Origin of the sequence: Streptomyces sp. NPDC052721, assembly GCF_040678315.1 — a bacterium.
Lineage (GTDB): Bacteria > Actinomycetota > Actinomycetes > Streptomycetales > Streptomycetaceae > Streptomyces.
The window spans coordinates 94667-111115 of the sequence record NZ_JBFATL010000021.1; the positions used below are offsets into that span (position 1 = coordinate 94667).

The 16449-nt window shown below is 72.9% G+C and carries 18 protein-coding genes; 11 read left to right on the top strand and 7 right to left on the bottom strand.

Going from position 1 to position 16449, the window contains the following annotated elements:
• Positions 1–102: 102 nt before the first annotated feature.
• Entirely contained in the window at positions 103–1737 is a 1635-nt protein-coding gene (locus tag AB0L21_RS21155) for an acyl-CoA dehydrogenase family protein (protein WP_365704107.1), read from the bottom strand.
• Between the two features lie 131 nt (positions 1738–1868).
• Here AB0L21_RS21155 and AB0L21_RS21160 point away from each other — a divergent pair, with 131 nt between their 5' ends.
• Positions 1869–3059: a YihY/virulence factor BrkB family protein gene (locus AB0L21_RS21160; protein ID WP_365785617.1), complete on the top strand. Its 1191-nt coding sequence runs from the start codon at positions 1869–1871 to the stop codon at positions 3057–3059.
• A 1568-nt stretch (positions 3060–4627) separates the two neighbouring features.
• Positions 4628–5317, top strand: coding sequence for a helix-turn-helix domain-containing protein (locus AB0L21_RS21165; RefSeq protein ID WP_365785619.1), 690 nt, complete (start codon positions 4628–4630; stop codon positions 5315–5317).
• Here the strand turns inward: AB0L21_RS21165 and AB0L21_RS21170 are convergent.
• The 4 genes from AB0L21_RS21170 to AB0L21_RS21185 all read right to left on the bottom strand — a co-directional run bounded on the left by AB0L21_RS21170 (position 5297) and on the right by AB0L21_RS21185 (position 7752).
• Positions 5297–5701, bottom strand: coding sequence for a VOC family protein (locus tag AB0L21_RS21170; protein ID WP_365704101.1), 405 nt, complete (start codon positions 5699–5701; stop codon positions 5297–5299). The genes AB0L21_RS21165 and AB0L21_RS21170 overlap by 21 nt on opposite strands.
• Before the next feature lie 24 nt (positions 5702–5725).
• A complete protein-coding gene (locus tag AB0L21_RS21175) occupies positions 5726–6589 on the bottom strand; it encodes a DUF817 domain-containing protein (RefSeq protein ID WP_365785621.1) in 864 nt (287 codons plus the stop codon).
• A 108-nt stretch (positions 6590–6697) separates the two neighbouring features.
• Positions 6698–6985, bottom strand: a complete 288-nt coding sequence (locus AB0L21_RS21180) for a hypothetical protein (RefSeq protein ID WP_365785622.1) — start codon at positions 6983–6985, stop codon at positions 6698–6700.
• A gap of 134 nt (positions 6986–7119) precedes the next feature.
• Positions 7120–7752, bottom strand: a complete 633-nt coding sequence (locus AB0L21_RS21185; RefSeq protein WP_365785624.1) for a VOC family protein — start codon at positions 7750–7752, stop codon at positions 7120–7122.
• Positions 7753–7813: 61 nt separating this feature from the next.
• Between AB0L21_RS21185 and AB0L21_RS21190 the strand changes: the two genes are divergently transcribed.
• The 4 genes from AB0L21_RS21190 to AB0L21_RS21205 all read left to right on the top strand — a co-directional run bounded on the left by AB0L21_RS21190 (position 7814) and on the right by AB0L21_RS21205 (position 10401).
• Positions 7814–8386 carry a membrane lipoprotein gene (locus AB0L21_RS21190; RefSeq protein ID WP_365785626.1) on the top strand — a complete coding sequence of 191 codons (573 nt, stop codon included), beginning with the start codon at positions 7814–7816 and terminating at the stop codon, positions 8384–8386.
• Positions 8387–8470: 84 nt separating this feature from the next.
• A complete protein-coding gene (locus tag AB0L21_RS21195) occupies positions 8471–9127 on the top strand; it encodes a ThuA domain-containing protein (protein WP_365704090.1) in 657 nt (218 codons plus the stop codon).
• A 159-nt stretch (positions 9128–9286) separates the two neighbouring features.
• Positions 9287–10150: an isocitrate lyase/PEP mutase family protein gene (locus AB0L21_RS21200; RefSeq protein WP_365785628.1), complete on the top strand. Its 864-nt coding sequence runs from the start codon at positions 9287–9289 to the stop codon at positions 10148–10150.
• The gene (locus AB0L21_RS21205; RefSeq protein WP_365785630.1) at positions 10147–10401 is read left to right on the top strand and encodes a hypothetical protein; all 255 of its coding nucleotides are present in this window, start codon (positions 10147–10149) and stop codon (positions 10399–10401) included. The genes AB0L21_RS21200 and AB0L21_RS21205 overlap by 4 nt, the downstream gene beginning before the upstream one ends.
• 92 nt (positions 10402–10493) lie before the next feature.
• On the opposite strand, the gene AB0L21_RS21210 is transcribed toward AB0L21_RS21205, so the two are convergent.
• On the bottom strand, positions 10494–10697 hold the full coding sequence (locus tag AB0L21_RS21210; RefSeq protein WP_365785632.1) for a hypothetical protein: 204 nt from the start codon (positions 10695–10697) through the stop codon (positions 10494–10496).
• 181 nt (positions 10698–10878) lie between these two features.
• On the opposite strand from AB0L21_RS21210, the gene AB0L21_RS21215 reads away from it, so the two are divergent.
• From AB0L21_RS21215 to AB0L21_RS21235, 5 genes are all read left to right on the top strand, one after another.
• On the top strand, positions 10879–12447 hold the full coding sequence (locus AB0L21_RS21215; protein ID WP_365785634.1) for a carboxylesterase family protein: 1569 nt from the start codon (positions 10879–10881) through the stop codon (positions 12445–12447).
• A 270-nt stretch (positions 12448–12717) separates the two neighbouring features.
• Complete coding sequence (locus tag AB0L21_RS21220) at positions 12718–13008, top strand: lactococcin 972 family bacteriocin (protein WP_365704081.1); 291 nt, start codon at positions 12718–12720, stop codon at positions 13006–13008.
• 140 nt (positions 13009–13148) lie between these two features.
• Positions 13149–15239 carry a hypothetical protein gene (locus AB0L21_RS21225; RefSeq protein ID WP_365785636.1) on the top strand — a complete coding sequence of 697 codons (2091 nt, stop codon included), beginning with the start codon at positions 13149–13151 and terminating at the stop codon, positions 15237–15239.
• 28 nt (positions 15240–15267) lie between these two features.
• A complete protein-coding gene (locus tag AB0L21_RS21230) occupies positions 15268–15936 on the top strand; it encodes an ATP-binding cassette domain-containing protein (protein ID WP_365785638.1) in 669 nt (222 codons plus the stop codon).
• Positions 15933–16058, top strand: coding sequence for a hypothetical protein (locus tag AB0L21_RS21235; protein WP_365704075.1), 126 nt, complete (start codon positions 15933–15935; stop codon positions 16056–16058). The genes AB0L21_RS21230 and AB0L21_RS21235 overlap by 4 nt, the downstream gene beginning before the upstream one ends.
• On the opposite strand, the gene AB0L21_RS21240 is transcribed toward AB0L21_RS21235, so the two are convergent.
• Positions 16021–16290 (bottom strand): hypothetical protein, encoded by a 270-nt coding sequence (locus AB0L21_RS21240; RefSeq protein ID WP_365785640.1) that lies wholly within the window; start codon positions 16288–16290, stop codon positions 16021–16023. The genes AB0L21_RS21235 and AB0L21_RS21240 overlap by 38 nt on opposite strands.
• Positions 16291–16449: the final 159 nt, after the last annotated feature.

The following is a 16449-nucleotide window of genomic DNA, read 5'->3' on the forward strand; positions in this document are numbered from 1 at the left end:
GCGTGGCTGAGACTTGACCCAGGTGGTGGGGGGTGGTGCCGTGTCGGCGCAGCACCACCCCCTCCCTCCGAGCCCTCAAAGGCCCCGGCCGGGTGCGGCAGGTCAGGCCGGCCGCGCTCGATCCACCACCGACTCCAGGTCCAGGCCCGTCGGCAACGTGCCGAAGGACGCGCCGTGGTCGCCGCCCAGGCGGGAGGCGCAGAAGGCGTCGGCCACCTCCGGCGGGGCGTACCGCACCAGGAGAGAGCCCTGCAGGACCAGCGCGAGCCGTTCCACCAGGCGCCGGGCGCGCCCCTCGATGCCGTCCAGGTCGGCGAGTTCGGTGAACAGGTCCTTCACCGCCCGGTCCAGCCGGTGGTCCGCGCCGTGCGCCTGGCCGATCTCGGTGAGGCAGGCGTCCAGCGCGCCCGGCTCCCGTTGCAGGGCCCGCAGCACGTCCAGCGCCTGCACGTTCCCGGCGCCCTCCCACACGGAGTTCAGCGGCGACTCCCGCACCAGCCGGGGCAGACCGGACTCCTCCACGTACCCGTTGCCGCCCAGGCACTCGGCGGCCTCCACGGCCACCGGGGCGCAGCGCTTGGTGATCCAGTACTTCGCGGCCGGCACCGCGAGCCGCAGGAAGGCACGCTCCTGCTCACCGCCGTCGTCACAGGCCGCGGCCAGCCGCAGCGCGAGCGCGGTCGCCGCCTCCGACTCCAGCGCCAGATCGGCGAGGACGTTGCGCATCAACGGCTTGTCGACCAGCTTCCCGCCGAACGCCTCCCGGTGCGCGCAGTGGTGCACGGCCTGCGCCACCGCCTGCCGCATCAGGCCCGCCGAGCCGAGCGCACAGTCCAGCCGGGTCGCGGCGACCATCCCGATGATCGCGCGCACCCCGCGCCCCTCCTCGCCGACCCGGCGCGCCCAGGTGCCGTCGAACTCGACCTCCGCCGAGGCGTTCGAGCGGTTGCCCAGCTTGTCCTTCAGTCGCTGGATCAGGAAGACGTTGCGCCCTCCGTCGGGCAGCAGCCGCGGGACCAGGAAGCAGGTGAGCCCGCCCGGCGCCTGCGCGAGCACCAGGAACGCGTCCGACATCGGCGCCGAGCAGAACCACTTGTGCCCGGTCAGCGTGTACGTGCCGTCCTCCGCGAGGGGCCGCGCCACGGTGGTGTTCGCGCGGACGTCGCTGCCGCCCTGCTTCTCGGTCATGCCCATTCCGAACAGGGCGCCGGGCTTCTGTCCGGCGGGCCGCAGCTGCCGGTCGTAGACCGTGGACGCCAGCCGGGGCTCCCACTCGGCGGCCAGCTCGGCGTCGGCGCGCAGCGCGGGCACGGCCGCGTGCGTCATCGACAGCGGGCAGCAGGTGCCCGCCTCGACCTGCGTCCAGACCAGGAACCCGGCCGCCCGGCGCACATGCCCCGACGGGCGCGCCCAGGCGCTGGTCAGCCCGGCGGAGACGGCCTTGCCGAGCAGCCGGTGCCAGGCCGGGTGGAAGTCGACCTCGTCGATCCGGTGGCCGTACCGGTCGTGGCTGCGCAGCCGGGGCGGATGCTCGTTCGCCTGCACCGCCCACTCCTGGAGCTGCACCGAACCGGCGGCCCTGCCGAGCGCGGACAGCTCGGCGCGCACCTCCTCCAGGACATCGGCGCCGGTGTACCGGTCGACGGCCTCGGCGAGGGCCCGGTCGGCGGTGAAGACGTCGTAGCCGGCCAGCGGAGGCGGCTGGTTCGTCACGGTGTGGGTGGAGGTGCCTGCCATGACTGCGAACCTACCCGGGACGGCGGCGGTGATGGCCTCCGGAGTGGCACAGCGCCGGAAATCGACGTGTGCCCCTCGACGATCGCCCCCGGAAGGTGAGGGCGGCCCGGTGCGGCGGATACCGTTAGGACGTGCAGCCAGCAAGTGAACCCCTCGAGCGGCCGGCCGGCCGGCTCCACAGGGCCAGAGCCCTCTACCGGAACGTCTCCAAGCGCAGGACCGCCTGGCTGTTGCTCAAGGACACCGTCAACTCCTGCATGGAGTACCGCATCCTGGGCCTGGCGGCCGAGGCGGCGTTCTTCACGCTGCTGTCCGTGCCGCCGCTGCTGCTGAGCCTGATCGGACTGCTCGGCTACGTCGACGACTGGACCGGCGCCGACACCATCCACAGCCTGGAGACCAACCTCCTGGAGGCCTCCCGCACGGTGCTGTCCGACAAGGGCGTCAAAGAGATCGCCGAGCCGATCCTGCACGACGTGATGAAGGGAGGCCGGCCCGACGTCATCTCCATCGGCTTCCTGTTCGCCCTCTGGTCGGGCTCGCGCGCGGTGAACGTCTTCATCGACACCATCACCGTCATGTACGGCCTCGACGGCGTCCGGGGCATCGTCAAGACCCGGATCATGGCGTTCCTGCTGTTCATCGTGGCGCTGCTGATCGGCTCGGTGGCGCTGCCGCTGATGGTGGCCGGCCCGGACGCGGTGGTGCGGATCCTGCCCTGGTCGGAGACGGTCGTCCAGGTCCTGTACTGGCCGGTCGTGATCGTCCTGTCCATCGTCTTCCTGACGACCCTGTACCACGTCTCGGTGCCGGTCCGCTCCCCGTGGATCGAGGACGTGCCCGGCGCGCTGGTCGCCCTCGCCATGTGGGTCCTCGGCAGCTTTCTGCTGCGCATCTACCTCACGAGCACCATCGAGGGCGCCACCATCTACGGCTCCCTCGCCGCAGCCGTCGCCGTCCTGCTGTGGATCGGTGTGTCCGCGTTCGCCGTGCTGGTCGGCGCGGCCGTGAACGCGGCCATCGACCGGGTCTGGCCCGCCGCGGCCACGGCCGCCGCGCGCGAGGCCAACGAGCGGATGCGGCACGCGCAGGTCGCCGAGTACGTCGCCCTGGCCGCGGCGGTCCGCGAGGTCGACCCCGACGACCCCGACATGCCCTCCGAGTTCCCCGAACGCTGGTCTCGCTTCCTGCCCCCGGAGGACGTGACGGCCCGCCTCCGCACCCACGCGAAGAACCCGCATCACGCGCACAAGGGCAATGGGCGTGCCGGGGGTGCCCGGGGCGAGGGCGGGGACGGGGATACGGCGCGTCCGGTGCCGTGACCGTCCGGCCGACTCGGTCTGTGGAGGGGCGGACCTGGTCGGCCGTGACCGGCTGACGCCGTGAGGGACCCTCCCCGCCCGCCGTCCTGGCCCTCTCCACCCTCGGCTGTGGACCCTGCGGTGGAGAAGGCGGCCGGGCCTGCCCCCGGAATGTCCACCCGGCACTCCACCCCTGCGCCGATCCGCCGGACACCGTCCCACGCCTAGCGTGAATGCCGTGAACGCACAGGCCGGAGACGTCCGGCCACAGCCGACAGCCGGGCAACGCGGTCGTTCGTCACGTCGCCCGGTACGGCTTTCCGGCGCCGGGCGAGGAGGCAGCGGACATGGCGGATCCAACGGGACACACGGGACAGAGCGGTACGAAGGGGAGGGCGGGCGGCGCGGGCGGGGTCGGCAGGAGAGACGCCGGCAGGACGGCCGGTACTTCCGGAACGAGCGGCACGGCCGAAAGGACCGGGGTGGCCGCGATCGGCGGGTCGGTCGGGGTAGCCGGGAGCCCGGGTATCGCCGGTATGGCCGGGACCGCCGGGGGGACCCCGCCGGGACCGAGGGACCGACGGGGTGGACGGGACCGACGGGGTGGACGGGTCCGCGTCCGCCCAGTCGGCCGAACCTCCGAGGCGACCCGGGAGTGCTCGGGGCCCCTGCTCTCCCTCGCCGTGGACATCCTGCTTCCGGTCCTCGTCCACTACGCGGCCCGGGCACTCGGCGCCGGCCAGGCGTCGCCCCGGCTGCCGATCGGTGCGCCACCGGCCCTGCGTCTGCCGGCCGGCGCGGTCCGGCACCGCCGGACCGGCGGCGTGGGCCTGTTCTTCACGGCCTTGCCGGCCGCCGCCGAGCTGGTGTCCTTGATCGGCGGCGGCCCGCGTCCTGCTGGTCAAGAACGCGGCTCTGCCCCTCGCGGTCGGCGGCTGGGCGCTCGGCACCGCGTTCAGCCGCAGACCTGGCGTTCCAGTGGGGACAGCGACTGCACCGGGGAAGCGCGGCCCGCGCACGCGACAGGGCCTCCTGCTGTTGGGGACCCCGGCACCGGGGGCGGCACACCGAGGCAGACCCTTCCCGGTGTTCCCGCATCCGCGCTGACGGTCGGACGGACCAGACGACGGCGCCCGCCTGTGCACCCCTCGCCTGTCGGTAGGCCACCCCGCGCGACCCTGCCCGGTGCCCTGGCCTTATCGGTCCGTCACCTCGCGGCGGCTCTGCCCGTGTGTGCCCGCCTTCCCGGCTTGCCACCCGGTGGCGGGCCCCCGGGGCGGCCCTCACTCCCCGGTCCGACTCTCGGCGGGGCCAGGGCCAGGGCCAGGGCCAGGGCCCGGTCAGGGCCACGGGCCCGCTCGCCCGTCCGTCTCGGCGGGGCTCCGCGCGTGCGCCTGGTCTTCCTGTTCCGTCCCTTGGTGGCAGCCTCGCGCGGGCAGCCCTTGCTTTCCGGGCCGCTCCCCGGCGGCGGACCCGCCCGGCGGACCTCACCCCTTCCCGGTCCGGCACTCGGCGGCGGCCCCGGCCCGGGCCTCAGGCCGTCCGAGGAGGCCCCGCGTGGGCGTCCTGGGCGGCGTACGCTGGCTGTCGTGTACGTGGAGCGGGTGTCCCGGTTGGCCGGTGCGGTCGTGTGGAGGAACTCCCCGGTCTGTGCCGGTGCCCGGCCCGTGTTGCCCGACGGGTGCATGGATCTGCTGTGGAGCGAGGGGCGGCTGCTGGTAGCCGGTCCCGACACTCGCCCCTACCTCCCCGAGGGCCCGGCGCGTTCCTGGGCGGGCGTCCGTTTCTTCCCCGGCACCGCGCCCGCGCTGCTCGGCGTTCCGGCGTATGAACTGCGCGATCAGCGCGTGGAGTTGGCGGACCTCTGGCCCGCGGCGAGAGTCCGCCGACTGTGCGACCGGGTCGCGGCGGCGCCCGACCCGGCAAGCGCACTGGAGGACATCGCCCTCGACCGGGCGGCCGAGACGGGAGCCCCGGACCCGCTGCTGCGCCGGGTGGTGGAGTGCCTGGACGAGGGCCGCACGGTGGCCGCGACGGCCGCCGGACTGGGCCTCGGCGAACGCCGGTTGCACCGCCGCTGCCTGACCGCCTTCGGGTACGGCCCCAAGACCCTGGCCCGCATCCTGCGCCTCCAGCGGGCGTTGGCCCTGGCCCGCTGCGGGATGCCGTACGCGGAGACGGCGGTCCGCGCGGGCTATGCGGACCAGCCCCATCTGGCGCGGGAGGTGCGGGAGCTGGCGGGGATGCCGCTCGGGGAACTACTCGCCGGGCGCGGGTAGCGGGGCGAACAGATCGACCGCGTTGCCGTCGGGGTCGTGCACGGTGGCGTACCGCTGTCCCCAGAAGGCGTCCCACGGCTTGAGTTCCCCGTGGTGACCGGCGGCCACCAGGTCCTCGTAGCGGGCGTCGACCTCGGCGGGGGAGTCGCAGCGGAAGGCGAGCGCGACCCGCCCTGCGCCGGCGGGCGGCTGCCAGCCGGGGTGAAAGGAGCGGATGGTCTCCTCGGTGTCCAGGGCGAGCACCAGCCCGCCGGGCAGTTCGGCCTCGACGTGGGGCTGGTCCTCGGCTCCGTCGGGGAAGACCAGCCCGAGGCGGCGGTAGAAGGCGAGGGAGGCGGCCAGGTCGGAGGCGATCAGGCCGATCACGGCGAATCGTACGGTCATGCGGCCACCGTAGGCAGCCGCCGGTCAGCCGGTCTTGAAGGAATCGGACACCGGCGGCGGGCACGGTCGCGTGCTCGGCTCCGGGCGGCCCGCGCGGCGTCCCCGGCCGGCCCTGCCGAGGTGTTCGACGAGCACGAACGTCACGCTGATCAGCAGGGACCAGGCGCCGAACTTGGTCAGCGGCACCGGTTGCCAGCCGCCGAGCTGCTGCGGGTAGCTCCAGGCGCCCGCGTAGGTCGCGGCGTTCTCGGCGACCCACAGGAAGAAGCCGATCAGCACGAAGGAGACGGCGAGCGGCATGCGGTAGCGGTGGGCGCCCACGCTGAAGCCCACCCAGGTTCCGGCGGTCGCGGCGGTCATCGCCACCGCGAGCGGCCAGCGCAGGTCCGGTATCCAGTGGTGGGTGAAGAAGTTGAGGTAGACGGCGGTGGCCACCAGGGTCGTGGCGGTCGCGCGGTAGCGGGTGTACCGCAGTCGCATGAGCCGCCGGGCCCGGCACACGTAACTGGCGACCGCCGCGTACATGAAGCCGCCGTACAGCGGCACCCCGGCGACCTTGGTGAGAGCGCCCTCGGGGTAACTCCACGATCCCAGGCGCACCTTGACCAGCTCGAACAGCAGCCCCAGCACATGGCAGACGGCGATCACGACGGTGTCCCGCCGGGTCTCCCAGCCCACCCGGCGGGCGACGAGGGTGAGCAGCACGCCGTAGACGAGGACCAGGTCGTAGCGCGCCACCGGCAGCGGGGGCAGCAGCCGGGAGGCGCCGATCCCGGCCAGCAGCGCCACGGCGAAGGCGCAGGCGCGGGCCTGGACCACCCCGAACCGCACGAGTTGCCCGAGCCCGTGCCGGAGCCCTCTCGCGGCGGACGTCTCCTCGTTGCGCATGCCCCCTCCTTCGCGCGACAGCGAGGGGCCCGATACTAGGCACACAGTTGAACGTGTTCAAATATGAGGGTGTGGTTCGGCGGAGCCGGGTGCGGGTGACCGCGTGCCTTAGCCGCGGCCCCCGGTGCCGCCACCCGGGGAGCCCTGCTGCGCCATGGCCTTCGCGACCTCGCGGGCGGCTCTGGCGAAGGCCTGTACCGCGCCGGTGGTGTGTCCGGCCCGCCACACCAGGCCGTAGCCGGTCGGCTCGTCCCAGGCCCGGGACAGCCTCATACGGTCGGCCGTGCGCCCGAAGTGCAGCTCTTCGGCGAGCAGGAGAAAGCACTCCATGCCCCTCGCCGAGGTCAGCGCGTTCTGCGACGTGCAGGACACCTTCTTCGACTGCGTGCGAGACATCACCCATGCCACGATGATCGCCGTGGACCGCAGGGGCCGCCCCCGCGCGTGGGTGCTGCTCCCTGTCTGGGAGAGAACGCGCCACGTCTGGAACCTCTACGTCGAGGGCGGACCGGCGGGGGGGGGGGGGGGACTCAGCCGAAGGCGACCGGTCCGTGCGGGGTGTCCACGGTGAAGGAGAGCGCGAACGGCCCCGGGGTGAGCGTCAGCGAGGTGCCCAGGGCCGCCAGGGCGCCGCGCACCCGCTCCGGGTCGGGCGCCGAGGCCGACACCGCCAGCAGCGGGGTGACCGGAAGTCCCGAGTCGGCCGGATGCGGGGAGTCGCCCCAGTCGATGAGGAACGGCAGCAGGCTCTCCGTCTCCCCGGGTCCGGCGTCGGTCAGCCGCCACCGCAGCAGGGTGCCGTCCGGGGTGCGGCGGCTCATCGGCCGTACCGGGCCCGGGTCGTGGCCCCGCGCCCGCGCCCCGGTGATCGCCGCGTCCAGGTCGGGCGGGCTGATCGCCCAGGTCAGCACGGTCGGCTGGGTCAGCCGGTCGACGCCGAACGGCCGGGGCCCGGCCTGCTCGGGCTGCTCCCGATCGGGCCCGAGGATCTCCGGATAGCTCCGGCCGCCCAGCCCCACCAGGTGGTTGCGCGTACCCAGTCCGAGGTGCACCCCGCCGGGCGCCGGAGTGACCCCGGTCCGCCGCGTGAACTCGGTGACCGTCGCGTCCAGGTCGGGTGTGGCGAGGACGAGATGGTCCAGCAGTGGCGGAATCGCGTTCATCGCGCAGGAGGTTACGGGATCGGCACCGCCCTCGGGAACGCCCGTGCGGCACCATGGGCACATGGTCCGTATCGCACGCGCCCTGCCGCTGATCCTGCTCCTCCCCGCACTGCTCACGGCGTGCGGCACCGAGAAGGCGGACACCGGCGATGCCCGGGAGCCGGCGTCCGGCGATTCCCGGGACCCGGCGTCCCCGAGCGTGCGGCGCGCCGAACTGAACGCCCGCCTGCGGGCGTTGGGCATCGCGCCCGAACTCGTCTACGTCACCGACGTACCGGGCTTCACGCTCGCGCAGCAGTCCGTCGGCGTGAACGGGGACGACGGCTTCTCCGCCGCGTACTGGGCGGAGAACGGCGCCGTGCTCCACCTCTACGCCGAGCGGGGCAGCGCCGCCGACTGCCCGGAGGGCTACACCTGCCTGGCACCGGCGAAGGGCCAGGTGGTGCGGATCAGCGGCGAGAAGGTCGCGGCCGACGTGCTCCGCGGCGCCGCGGACGCCGTCCACCGCCCCGCACCGGCGGAACTCGCCGCGCTCCTGCCGCCGGCCCCCACGGCGACGGCACCGGTGCGGCGCGGGGACCTGCCGTCGTACGGCGACGGAGCGCCCGACAACAGCGTGGGCCAAGGTGGTTGAGCGGCACGTCCCGTGACCCGACGGCGCCGGACCAGGGTGGAGCGCCCTGCCGGGCCGTCGCGCCTGCGCCTAGAGTCCCGTGGCATGCCTCCTCGTCTCCTCCTCTACACCCGTACCACCGACTACCGCCACGACTCCATCCCGGACGCCGTCGCCGCCGTCCGGGCGCTGGGCCGGTTCGCCGTCGAGCACACCGAGGACCCCGCGGACCTCGAACGGCCGCTGGACGGGTTCGCGGCCGTGGCGTTCCTCTCCACCAGCGGGGACGTGCTGACGCCGGCCGGGCGCGAGCGGCTGGAGCGGTACGTCCGGTCGGGCGGCGGCTTCGCCGGGGTGCACGCGGCGGCCTGCACCGAGTACGGGTGGCCGTACTACGGCGAACTCCTCGGCGCCCGCTTCACCCGGCACCCCGCTCACCAGCCGGGCCGGGTCCTCGTCGCGGACCCCGCCCATCCCGCGACGCGGCAGCTGCCGTCCGTCTGGGAGTTCACCGACGAGTGGTACGACTTCGACCACGCCCCGAGCGGCGGGGCACGCGTGCTGCTGCGCGCCGACGAGACGTCGTACGACGGCGGCGCGATGGGCGCGGACCATCCGCTGGCCTGGTGCCGCGAGCAGGGTCCCGGCGGCGGACGCGTGTTCTACACGGCCCTCGGTCACGCCGCCGACGCCTACCGCGACCCGGTCTTCCTGGCCCATCTGAACGGGGGTCTCACCTGGGCGGCAACGGCTGCCCAGTGACGTTTCTGCGGTGAACCGGTTGCGCCGTTGGAGTGAGTAAAGCCGGCGTAGGGGGAAGGTCACGTAACTGTCTAGAGATGCTCTTGTCCTGGCAAAGGGCGTCGAGGCGCGGCGGCCCCCTTCCGCCCCGCGCCACCCACCCACAGGAGGAGCCGGACCTTGACCTACGGTAATAAGCTGCGCGAGCGCATCGCCGGCCCCGGAACCACACCGCTGATCGGCGTGTACGACATGTACTCGGCGTCGATCGCGGCCAAGCACTACGACGGGATGTTCGTATCGGGCTTCGGCTTCGCGGCCTCGTACTACGGACTGCCGGACATCGGATTCATCGCCTGGCCCGACATGGTGGCCTTCGTCCAGCGGCTGCGCGGGGCGTTCCCCCACCACCATCTGCTGGTCGACATCGACGACGGGTACGTCGACCCCGAGGTCGCCTGTCACGTCGTCGAGGGGCTGGAGCGCATCGGTGCCTCCGGGGTGATCCTGGAGGACCAGAAGCGGCCCCGCCGCTGCGGCCACGCCGACGGCAAGCAGGTACTGCCGCTCGAGGAATACCTGGAGAAGCTGCACAAGGTCCTGGAAACCCGCAGGGACCTGGTCGTCGTCGCCCGCACGGACGCCACCGACGAGCAGGAGATCCTGCACCGCGCCGAACAGCTGGCGGCCACCGACGCCGACGTGGTGCTGGTCGACGGAGTGCGCAGCGTCGAGTGGATCAAGCGGATCCGTGAGGTGGTCGGGGACAAGCCGCTGTTGTTCAACCAGATCGCGGGCGGCAAGTCGCCCCGGCTGTCCCTCGGTGAACTGTCCGACCTCGGCGTGGACGTCGCCGTCTACAGCACTCCCTGCCTGTTCGCCGCGCACGAGGCGATGGACTCCGCGCTCGCCGGCCTGAAGGCGGCCGACGGCCGGCTGCCCGAGGTGGACCCCGCGAGCGGCGTCGGCGTGAAGGCCTCCACCAGCTTGCTGGAGCGCAACATCGCCCGCGAGCGGCTCGCCCCCGAGGGCGTGGGCGTGTGAGCGGTGCCGTACCGCGGCTCGGCAGGGCGACGGCGGTGGCCGCCGTGCTCCTCGGGGCCGGTGCCGTACCCGCCGTCGCGTCCGGGAGCCTGATCACCGTGATCGACAACTCCCACGCCGACTCCTGGCTCGAAGTCGACCGCGCGGCCAACCTCCAGACCGGCAGCGGCACCGCCGGCAGCGACCACGACGGCAGCGCCGTGGACGTGGTCGAGGCCCTCGTCGGGGCCGGCCGGGGCGAGGAGGCCTGAGCGACCACCGGACAACACGACGGCCGGGCACCCCCCGCGGGAGGTGCCCGGCCGTCACCGTGTCGCCGGCTCCTGACGTCCGGCCGTCGGACTCAGTCCTCCGCGAAGTCGGGGCGGCCGTTCTCGTCGAGCTCGACGTCCTCCTTCGGGCCGTGCTCGCCGACGGGCGAGGCCACGGTGGCGCGCTGCTGTCCCGGAGCGAGGGTGCGGCAGGCGGCATGGGCAGTGCCGTAGGCGATGACCAGGGCGACCGCGGCCACGGAGAGGGACGCGGCGATACGCGTGGGGTGCTTCATGCACGGCAAACGATCTCCACCGAGGCGGGGTCACCTCCGGCGCCCGAACCAGCCGCCGGTTTTCGAAACTCCGCCGTACGCCGAACAGCCCACGTCCGGGACCCGTGCACCGGAATAGGTCCGGGGGATGTGGTGCTCTGGTTGAACACGGCACGCGCGTGCGGCGAAGGGCTGGTGGGCGATGACGGCAGACCGGACGGGCCCCGTGGTCAAAACGCCCGACGGGGCCGTACGCGGCCGGTACGAGCGGGGGGTCGCGGTCTTCCGGGGCATCCCGTACGCCGCCCCGCCCTTCGGCCCCCTGCGCTTCCGCCCGCCCCGGCCGCCCGAGCCCTGGGACGGGGTCCGGGACGCCGGCGCGTTCGGGCCGACCGCGCCGAAACCGCCGTACTCCGAGGCGTTCGCCCACTACCTGTCCGACCCCGTGATCCCCGGCGACGACTGCCTCAACCTGAACGTCTGGACCCCCGAGCCGGGGCCCGGCGCCCGGCTCCCCGTCCTGGTCTGGCTGCACGGCGGCGCGCTGACCAGGGGCTCCTCCGCGGTGCCGGTGTACGACGGCAGCACCTTCGCCCGCGACGGGGTCGTCTGCGTCTCGGTCAACTACCGCCTCGGGGTGGAGGGCTACGGTCTGTTCCCCGACGCGCCCCCGAACCCCGGCCTGCGCGACCAGCTCGCCGCGCTGCGCTGGGTGCACGAGACGATCGAGGCCTTCGGCGGCGACCCCGGCCGGATCACCCTGTGCGGCCAGTCGGCCGGCGCCATCAGCGCCGGCGTCCTCCTCGCCGCGCCCCGGACGCGCGGCCTGATCCGCCGGGCGGTCCTGCAGAGCGGCGCGCCCGAGGCCTCCGACCGCGACAAGGTACGGCGCATGGTGCGCCGGATGGCCACCCGGCTGAAGATCCCCGCCACCGCCGAGGCGTTCGCCGCGGTCGACCGCGAACTGCTGCTGCGCACGCAGGCCGAGGTCGGCCGGCTCAGCAGCCCGGTGCTGGGCGGACCCGCGTTCGGCATCGTCGTGGACGGCGACCTCGTGCCCCGCGACCCGCTGAAGGCGCTGACCGAAGGCGACGCCGCCCGGGACGTCGACCTGCTCATGGGCTGGACCCGGGACGAGTACCGGCTGTGGCTGGTGCCCGGCGGACTGCTGGAGCACGTCGACCGGCTCGGCGCGGTCGCCCTGGCCGGGGCGATGGCCCGCTGCCACGCCGGGCACGAGGTGGCGCGCGGCTACCGCGCGCTGCACCCGGACGCCGGGACCGCCGAGATCGTCGGCCAGATGGTCACCGACCACCTGCTGCGGGTGCCGCTGCACCGGCTCGCCGACGCCCGCCCCGGCACCAGTCACCTGTACGAGTTCGCGTGGCCCTCCCGGCTGCCCGGCCTCGGTGCCTGCCACGCCCTGGAGCTGGGGTTCGTCTTCGACAGCGGGGACGTGCCCGAGTCGCGGAAGCTGGCCGGTGAGGGCGCCCCGCAGGAGCTGGCCGACGCGATGCACGCCGCCTGGGTGCGGTTCGTGACGACCGGGGACCCCGGCTGGGCGGCCTGGGACGCGACCCGTCCGGTGCGGATCTTCGGCGAGGAGGAACCGTACACCGCATACGGTCCACGGGATGCGGAGATCGGCCTCTGGCCGACTGCCCGCACCGTCCCGGAGCCCGGACCCGTGTCCGGGGTCCGGGCTCCGGGGGCCGAGCTGGCGGCGGCGGTGCGGCGTCTGCGGCGCTCGGTGGCGGCCCGGCGCCGCTGAAGGCTTCCGGGAACCGTGGGTGCCGCAGCGGTTGCTCCAGTGAGGGCCGGCTGTCGGCGACCCGCGGTCCCCCCCTCACGATCTGTCAGCTGTGTGGCCCTTGTGAAGGGTGTGAGCACCTTTTGGGCTCCAAGTCCGGTGTATGACCGAAAACTTGACAGACCTTTACACCCTTGGGAGAGTCCTGCCCGATCAAGATCAAGATCAAGCTGAACAAGGCCGAAATCGAGCCAAAGGCGAGATCATGTCATGGAGAGAAGGAAGATCCCTGTGAAGACCAAGCGCAGCCTGAAGGTCGCGATAGCCGCCGGTGCCCTCGTCATCGCCGGTGCCACGCCGGCACTGGCGACCATCACCTACCCGGCGGAGGGTGGCGTCTGGGACCACGGCGCCGGCACCTCGTACGTGTGGTCGGACTACTACCTGTCCAGCCGGTGCCACGGCTCGACCTCCGTCGGCGAGTACATCGACACCGACGAGGCGAGCGCGGGCAACTGGAGCATCACCCAGGCCGACGCTGCGCTGTACGGCAACAAGACGTACTACAAGACCAGCTGCTGACCCATCGGGGCCGGTGAGCCCCTGCCGCCCGTGGCGAGGTGAGCGCCTCCGCCCGCGGAGAGAACGCCGTGTCTCCCCGCGGGCGGCCCACTCCCCCTGTTCTGCCCTCCCGGAGCTGCGCTCCCCTATCTGGGTCGTCGATGCTGCACCGAAGTATCAAGTTCGTTCACGCCGCCGTACTGGCGTTCTCCGCAGTGCTCTCCTTTCTGTTCCTCCGAGACCTCGACGGACGCTGGGTCATGGGGCACACGGCCGTCGTCTGGGTGACGGACACCAAGGGAGAGACCAGCGGGGCGCACGTCACCCGTGTCATGGCCGAGTTCGCCCGGTCGCACAAGGCGACGGTCGCGCGCGAGACCCCCGACCTCAAAGAGCCGTACAGCCGTCGGCATCTCTACCTGGCCCCCGGAGGACCCCATTCCGACTGGCTGCGCGACGGTTACCCCGCCTTCGACCGCGACTACCGCACCGATGTGCACCCCGTCGCCGAGCTGGGCAACCGCGACCCGCGTGGCTACTACTACGTGTTCGGCTCGGACCGGGACGTCGACGAACTGGTCCGGACGTTCACCGGCCTCGGCTTCGAGGCGGCGCCCTACCGCCCCTACTCGCTCGGGCAGCTGACCCCGGCCTACTCCGACAGCGCCCTGCTCCGCTCCTTCTTCGTCGTCACCCTCGCCGTCGTGACGATGACGGGCGCCGGCGTCATGCTCAGCGCCAAGGGATACGGAGTGCAGCGCCTCCAGGGCAGGTCGTTCGGGCAGATACTGCTGCGGGACCTGCGGCAGCTGGCCACCTTCTGGGCGGCGGCCTTCGGCGGGGTGACCGCCCTGGTTCTGGTGCTGCTCGGCCTCTACAACGGACTGGCCTGGATCGGCGTCTTCACCCTCGTCGCCCTCGGTGTCGCCGCCGTCCTCGCTCTCGTCTCCCTCGCCGTGCACGCGATCACGCTCCAGCTGACCTCCCAGACCGGGCTGTTGCGAGCGCTGAAGGGCGAACTCCCCGCCCGGACCGCCGCGATGAGCACCTATCTGGTACGGATCCCCGCGCTCCTGCTCGCGGTGAGCATCGCCGGCGACGTCGTCATGGCCGGACAGAACATCGCCAGCCGGGAAACCAGCATCGAGACGTACCGGAAGATCGGCGACACGACCGCGATCGCCCTCAACGGCAGCACGGCGAGCGAGGGCGCCTTCGAAGTCCTGGACGCGAAGGTGGGCGGCTGGCTCCGCGAGGCCGACGGGGACGGGCAGATCATCGTCGCCGGACACCGCAGGCTCCGGCATCTGGGCGGCCTGGCCGGCCTTCCGGACCGCGATCTGCTGATCGTCAACGAGTCCTATCTCGCGGCACAGCCCGTGCTCGACGCCGCGGGGCGGCGTATCCCCGCGACCACGGCCGACGGGACCCGGGTGAGGCTGCTGGTCCCCGCGGACCTGGACCGGTACACCGGCCGTCTCGCCGCCTCGGTCCCGGAACTGCTGAACCCGAGCCGCCCGGAGGCGGTTCCGGCCGGGCGGGTGACGGCTGTCCAGGCCCGGGACGGCCAGCGACTGTTCACCTACAACCCCCGGGGCCGGCTCCAGGCCATGACCAACCCCGACGCGGACGAGTCCTTCGTCACCGACCCGGTGGTCATCGTCTTCCCCGACGGCTCGCCCTCGCTGAGCAACCGGGGCTACGTCGCCTACGCCTCCCAGCAGAGTCTCGTCTTCAAGAACCCGGACGACGTGACGGACGGGATCGCCGAGCACCATCTGGAGACCTACGTCACCGGGATGAGCCCGGTCGGACAGAACGCGGCCCTCAAGCTCCGTGATCTCGTCGCCGACTTCCGGCTCCAGTTGTTCAACCTGGCCGTGGCGGTCGTGGTGCTGCTCATCACCGGAGTCGGGGTCTGCATCGTCCACTCCCGGAAGAACGCGCAGACCATCTTCGCCCGGTACATCAGCGGCTGGCGGTTCACGGCCACGCACCGTGCGCTCCTGGGCGTCGAAGGGCTGCTGGCCGTCCTCCTCGCCGTATGGGTGCCCTTCCAGGTGTGGTGGCAGAACCAGGAGCTGGAGGAGTACCGGAGAACCGGTCTCAAACCGCCCGCAGAACCCGTCCACATCACCGGCCTCGACCTCGGCGCCAACGCCGGACTCGTCGCCGTCGAGATCGCCGCGGTGCTCGCGGCCCTGGCCTTCTTCCACCGTCGGATCGTCAAGGAAGGGGCGGCAGAGTCGTGACCCCCCACCGTCCCATCGGAGCCACCTCGTGATCGAGATCGAGAACCTGCGCAAGTCCTACGGCCCGCGTACCCTGTGGTCCGGCCTCGATTTCACTGTTCGGCGAGGCCAGCTGCTGGCGCTGGTCGGGCCGAGCGGCTCCGGCAAGTCGACGCTGCTGAACTGCCTCGGCCTTCTCGACACCCCTAGCTCCGGCGCGATCCGCCACGAGGGCCGGGACATCACGGCATTCGGCCCGCGCGCCGCCCGGCACTACCGGCGCGACGTCCTCGGCTACCTCTTCCAGAACTACGCCCTGATCGAGAACGCGAGCGTCGCGGCCAACCTCGAAGTCGCCATGAAGCCACGGCGGAAGAGGACGAACGCTCCGACCGTCGCCGACGCGCTCGAGCGCGTCGGGCTGGCCGGCCGGGAGAAGGAGCAGGTGCACCGGCTCAGCGGTGGCGAACAGCAGCGCGTCGCCCTGGCCCGCCTCATCGTCAAGCAGCCCGCTCTCGTCCTGGCCGACGAGCCCACCGGCGCGCTCGACCACGACAACACCACCCTGGTCGTCGACATCCTGCGCACGATGAGCGAGGACGGCTGCGCCGTCGTCATCGCCACCCACAACGACGCGGTCCGCGACCGCTGTGACACCGTCCTGACCGTCGGAAGCACCACCCAACCGGAACCCGTGAAAGGAAGGCAGCTCGCATGAAGATCCGTCTCACCTGGGCCGCTCCCCTCGCCCTTTTCGCCCTCGCCGCCATCGCGGTCTTCGCCGTCTACGGCACGCACGCCTTCACCATTCTCGGGCGGATCGGGGCGAGGATCTTCTGAGCGTCCCGCTCGGTCGGCGGAGGGGCGGTGCGGCACCCGGCCGGGCCGCGTGAGTCGCCGGCCGCCGCCACCGAGCCCCGCACCACCCCCTGCGTGCCCAGCGGCAGATGCGCCGACTCGCTGCCGGCCGGGCCGGCTCCTCGCAGGGCACGTCCACGATGGTCAGGGCGGGACGCCGGTCGCGTACGAAGGGGATGTCGCCGTACCCGGCCGGCGACACGTCCCCCGGCACCTCCAGACCGGCCTCGTGCGGCGCGGTCAGCGCGCCCGCCGCATCAGCCGGTACCCGGAGTCGCGGGTGAAGCCGCCGTGCAGCGGCAGCTCCGGGTCGCGTTCGAGGCCGCGGGCCCGATGGGCGCCCAGGCGACCGCGCATGCGGCCCTGGACCGTG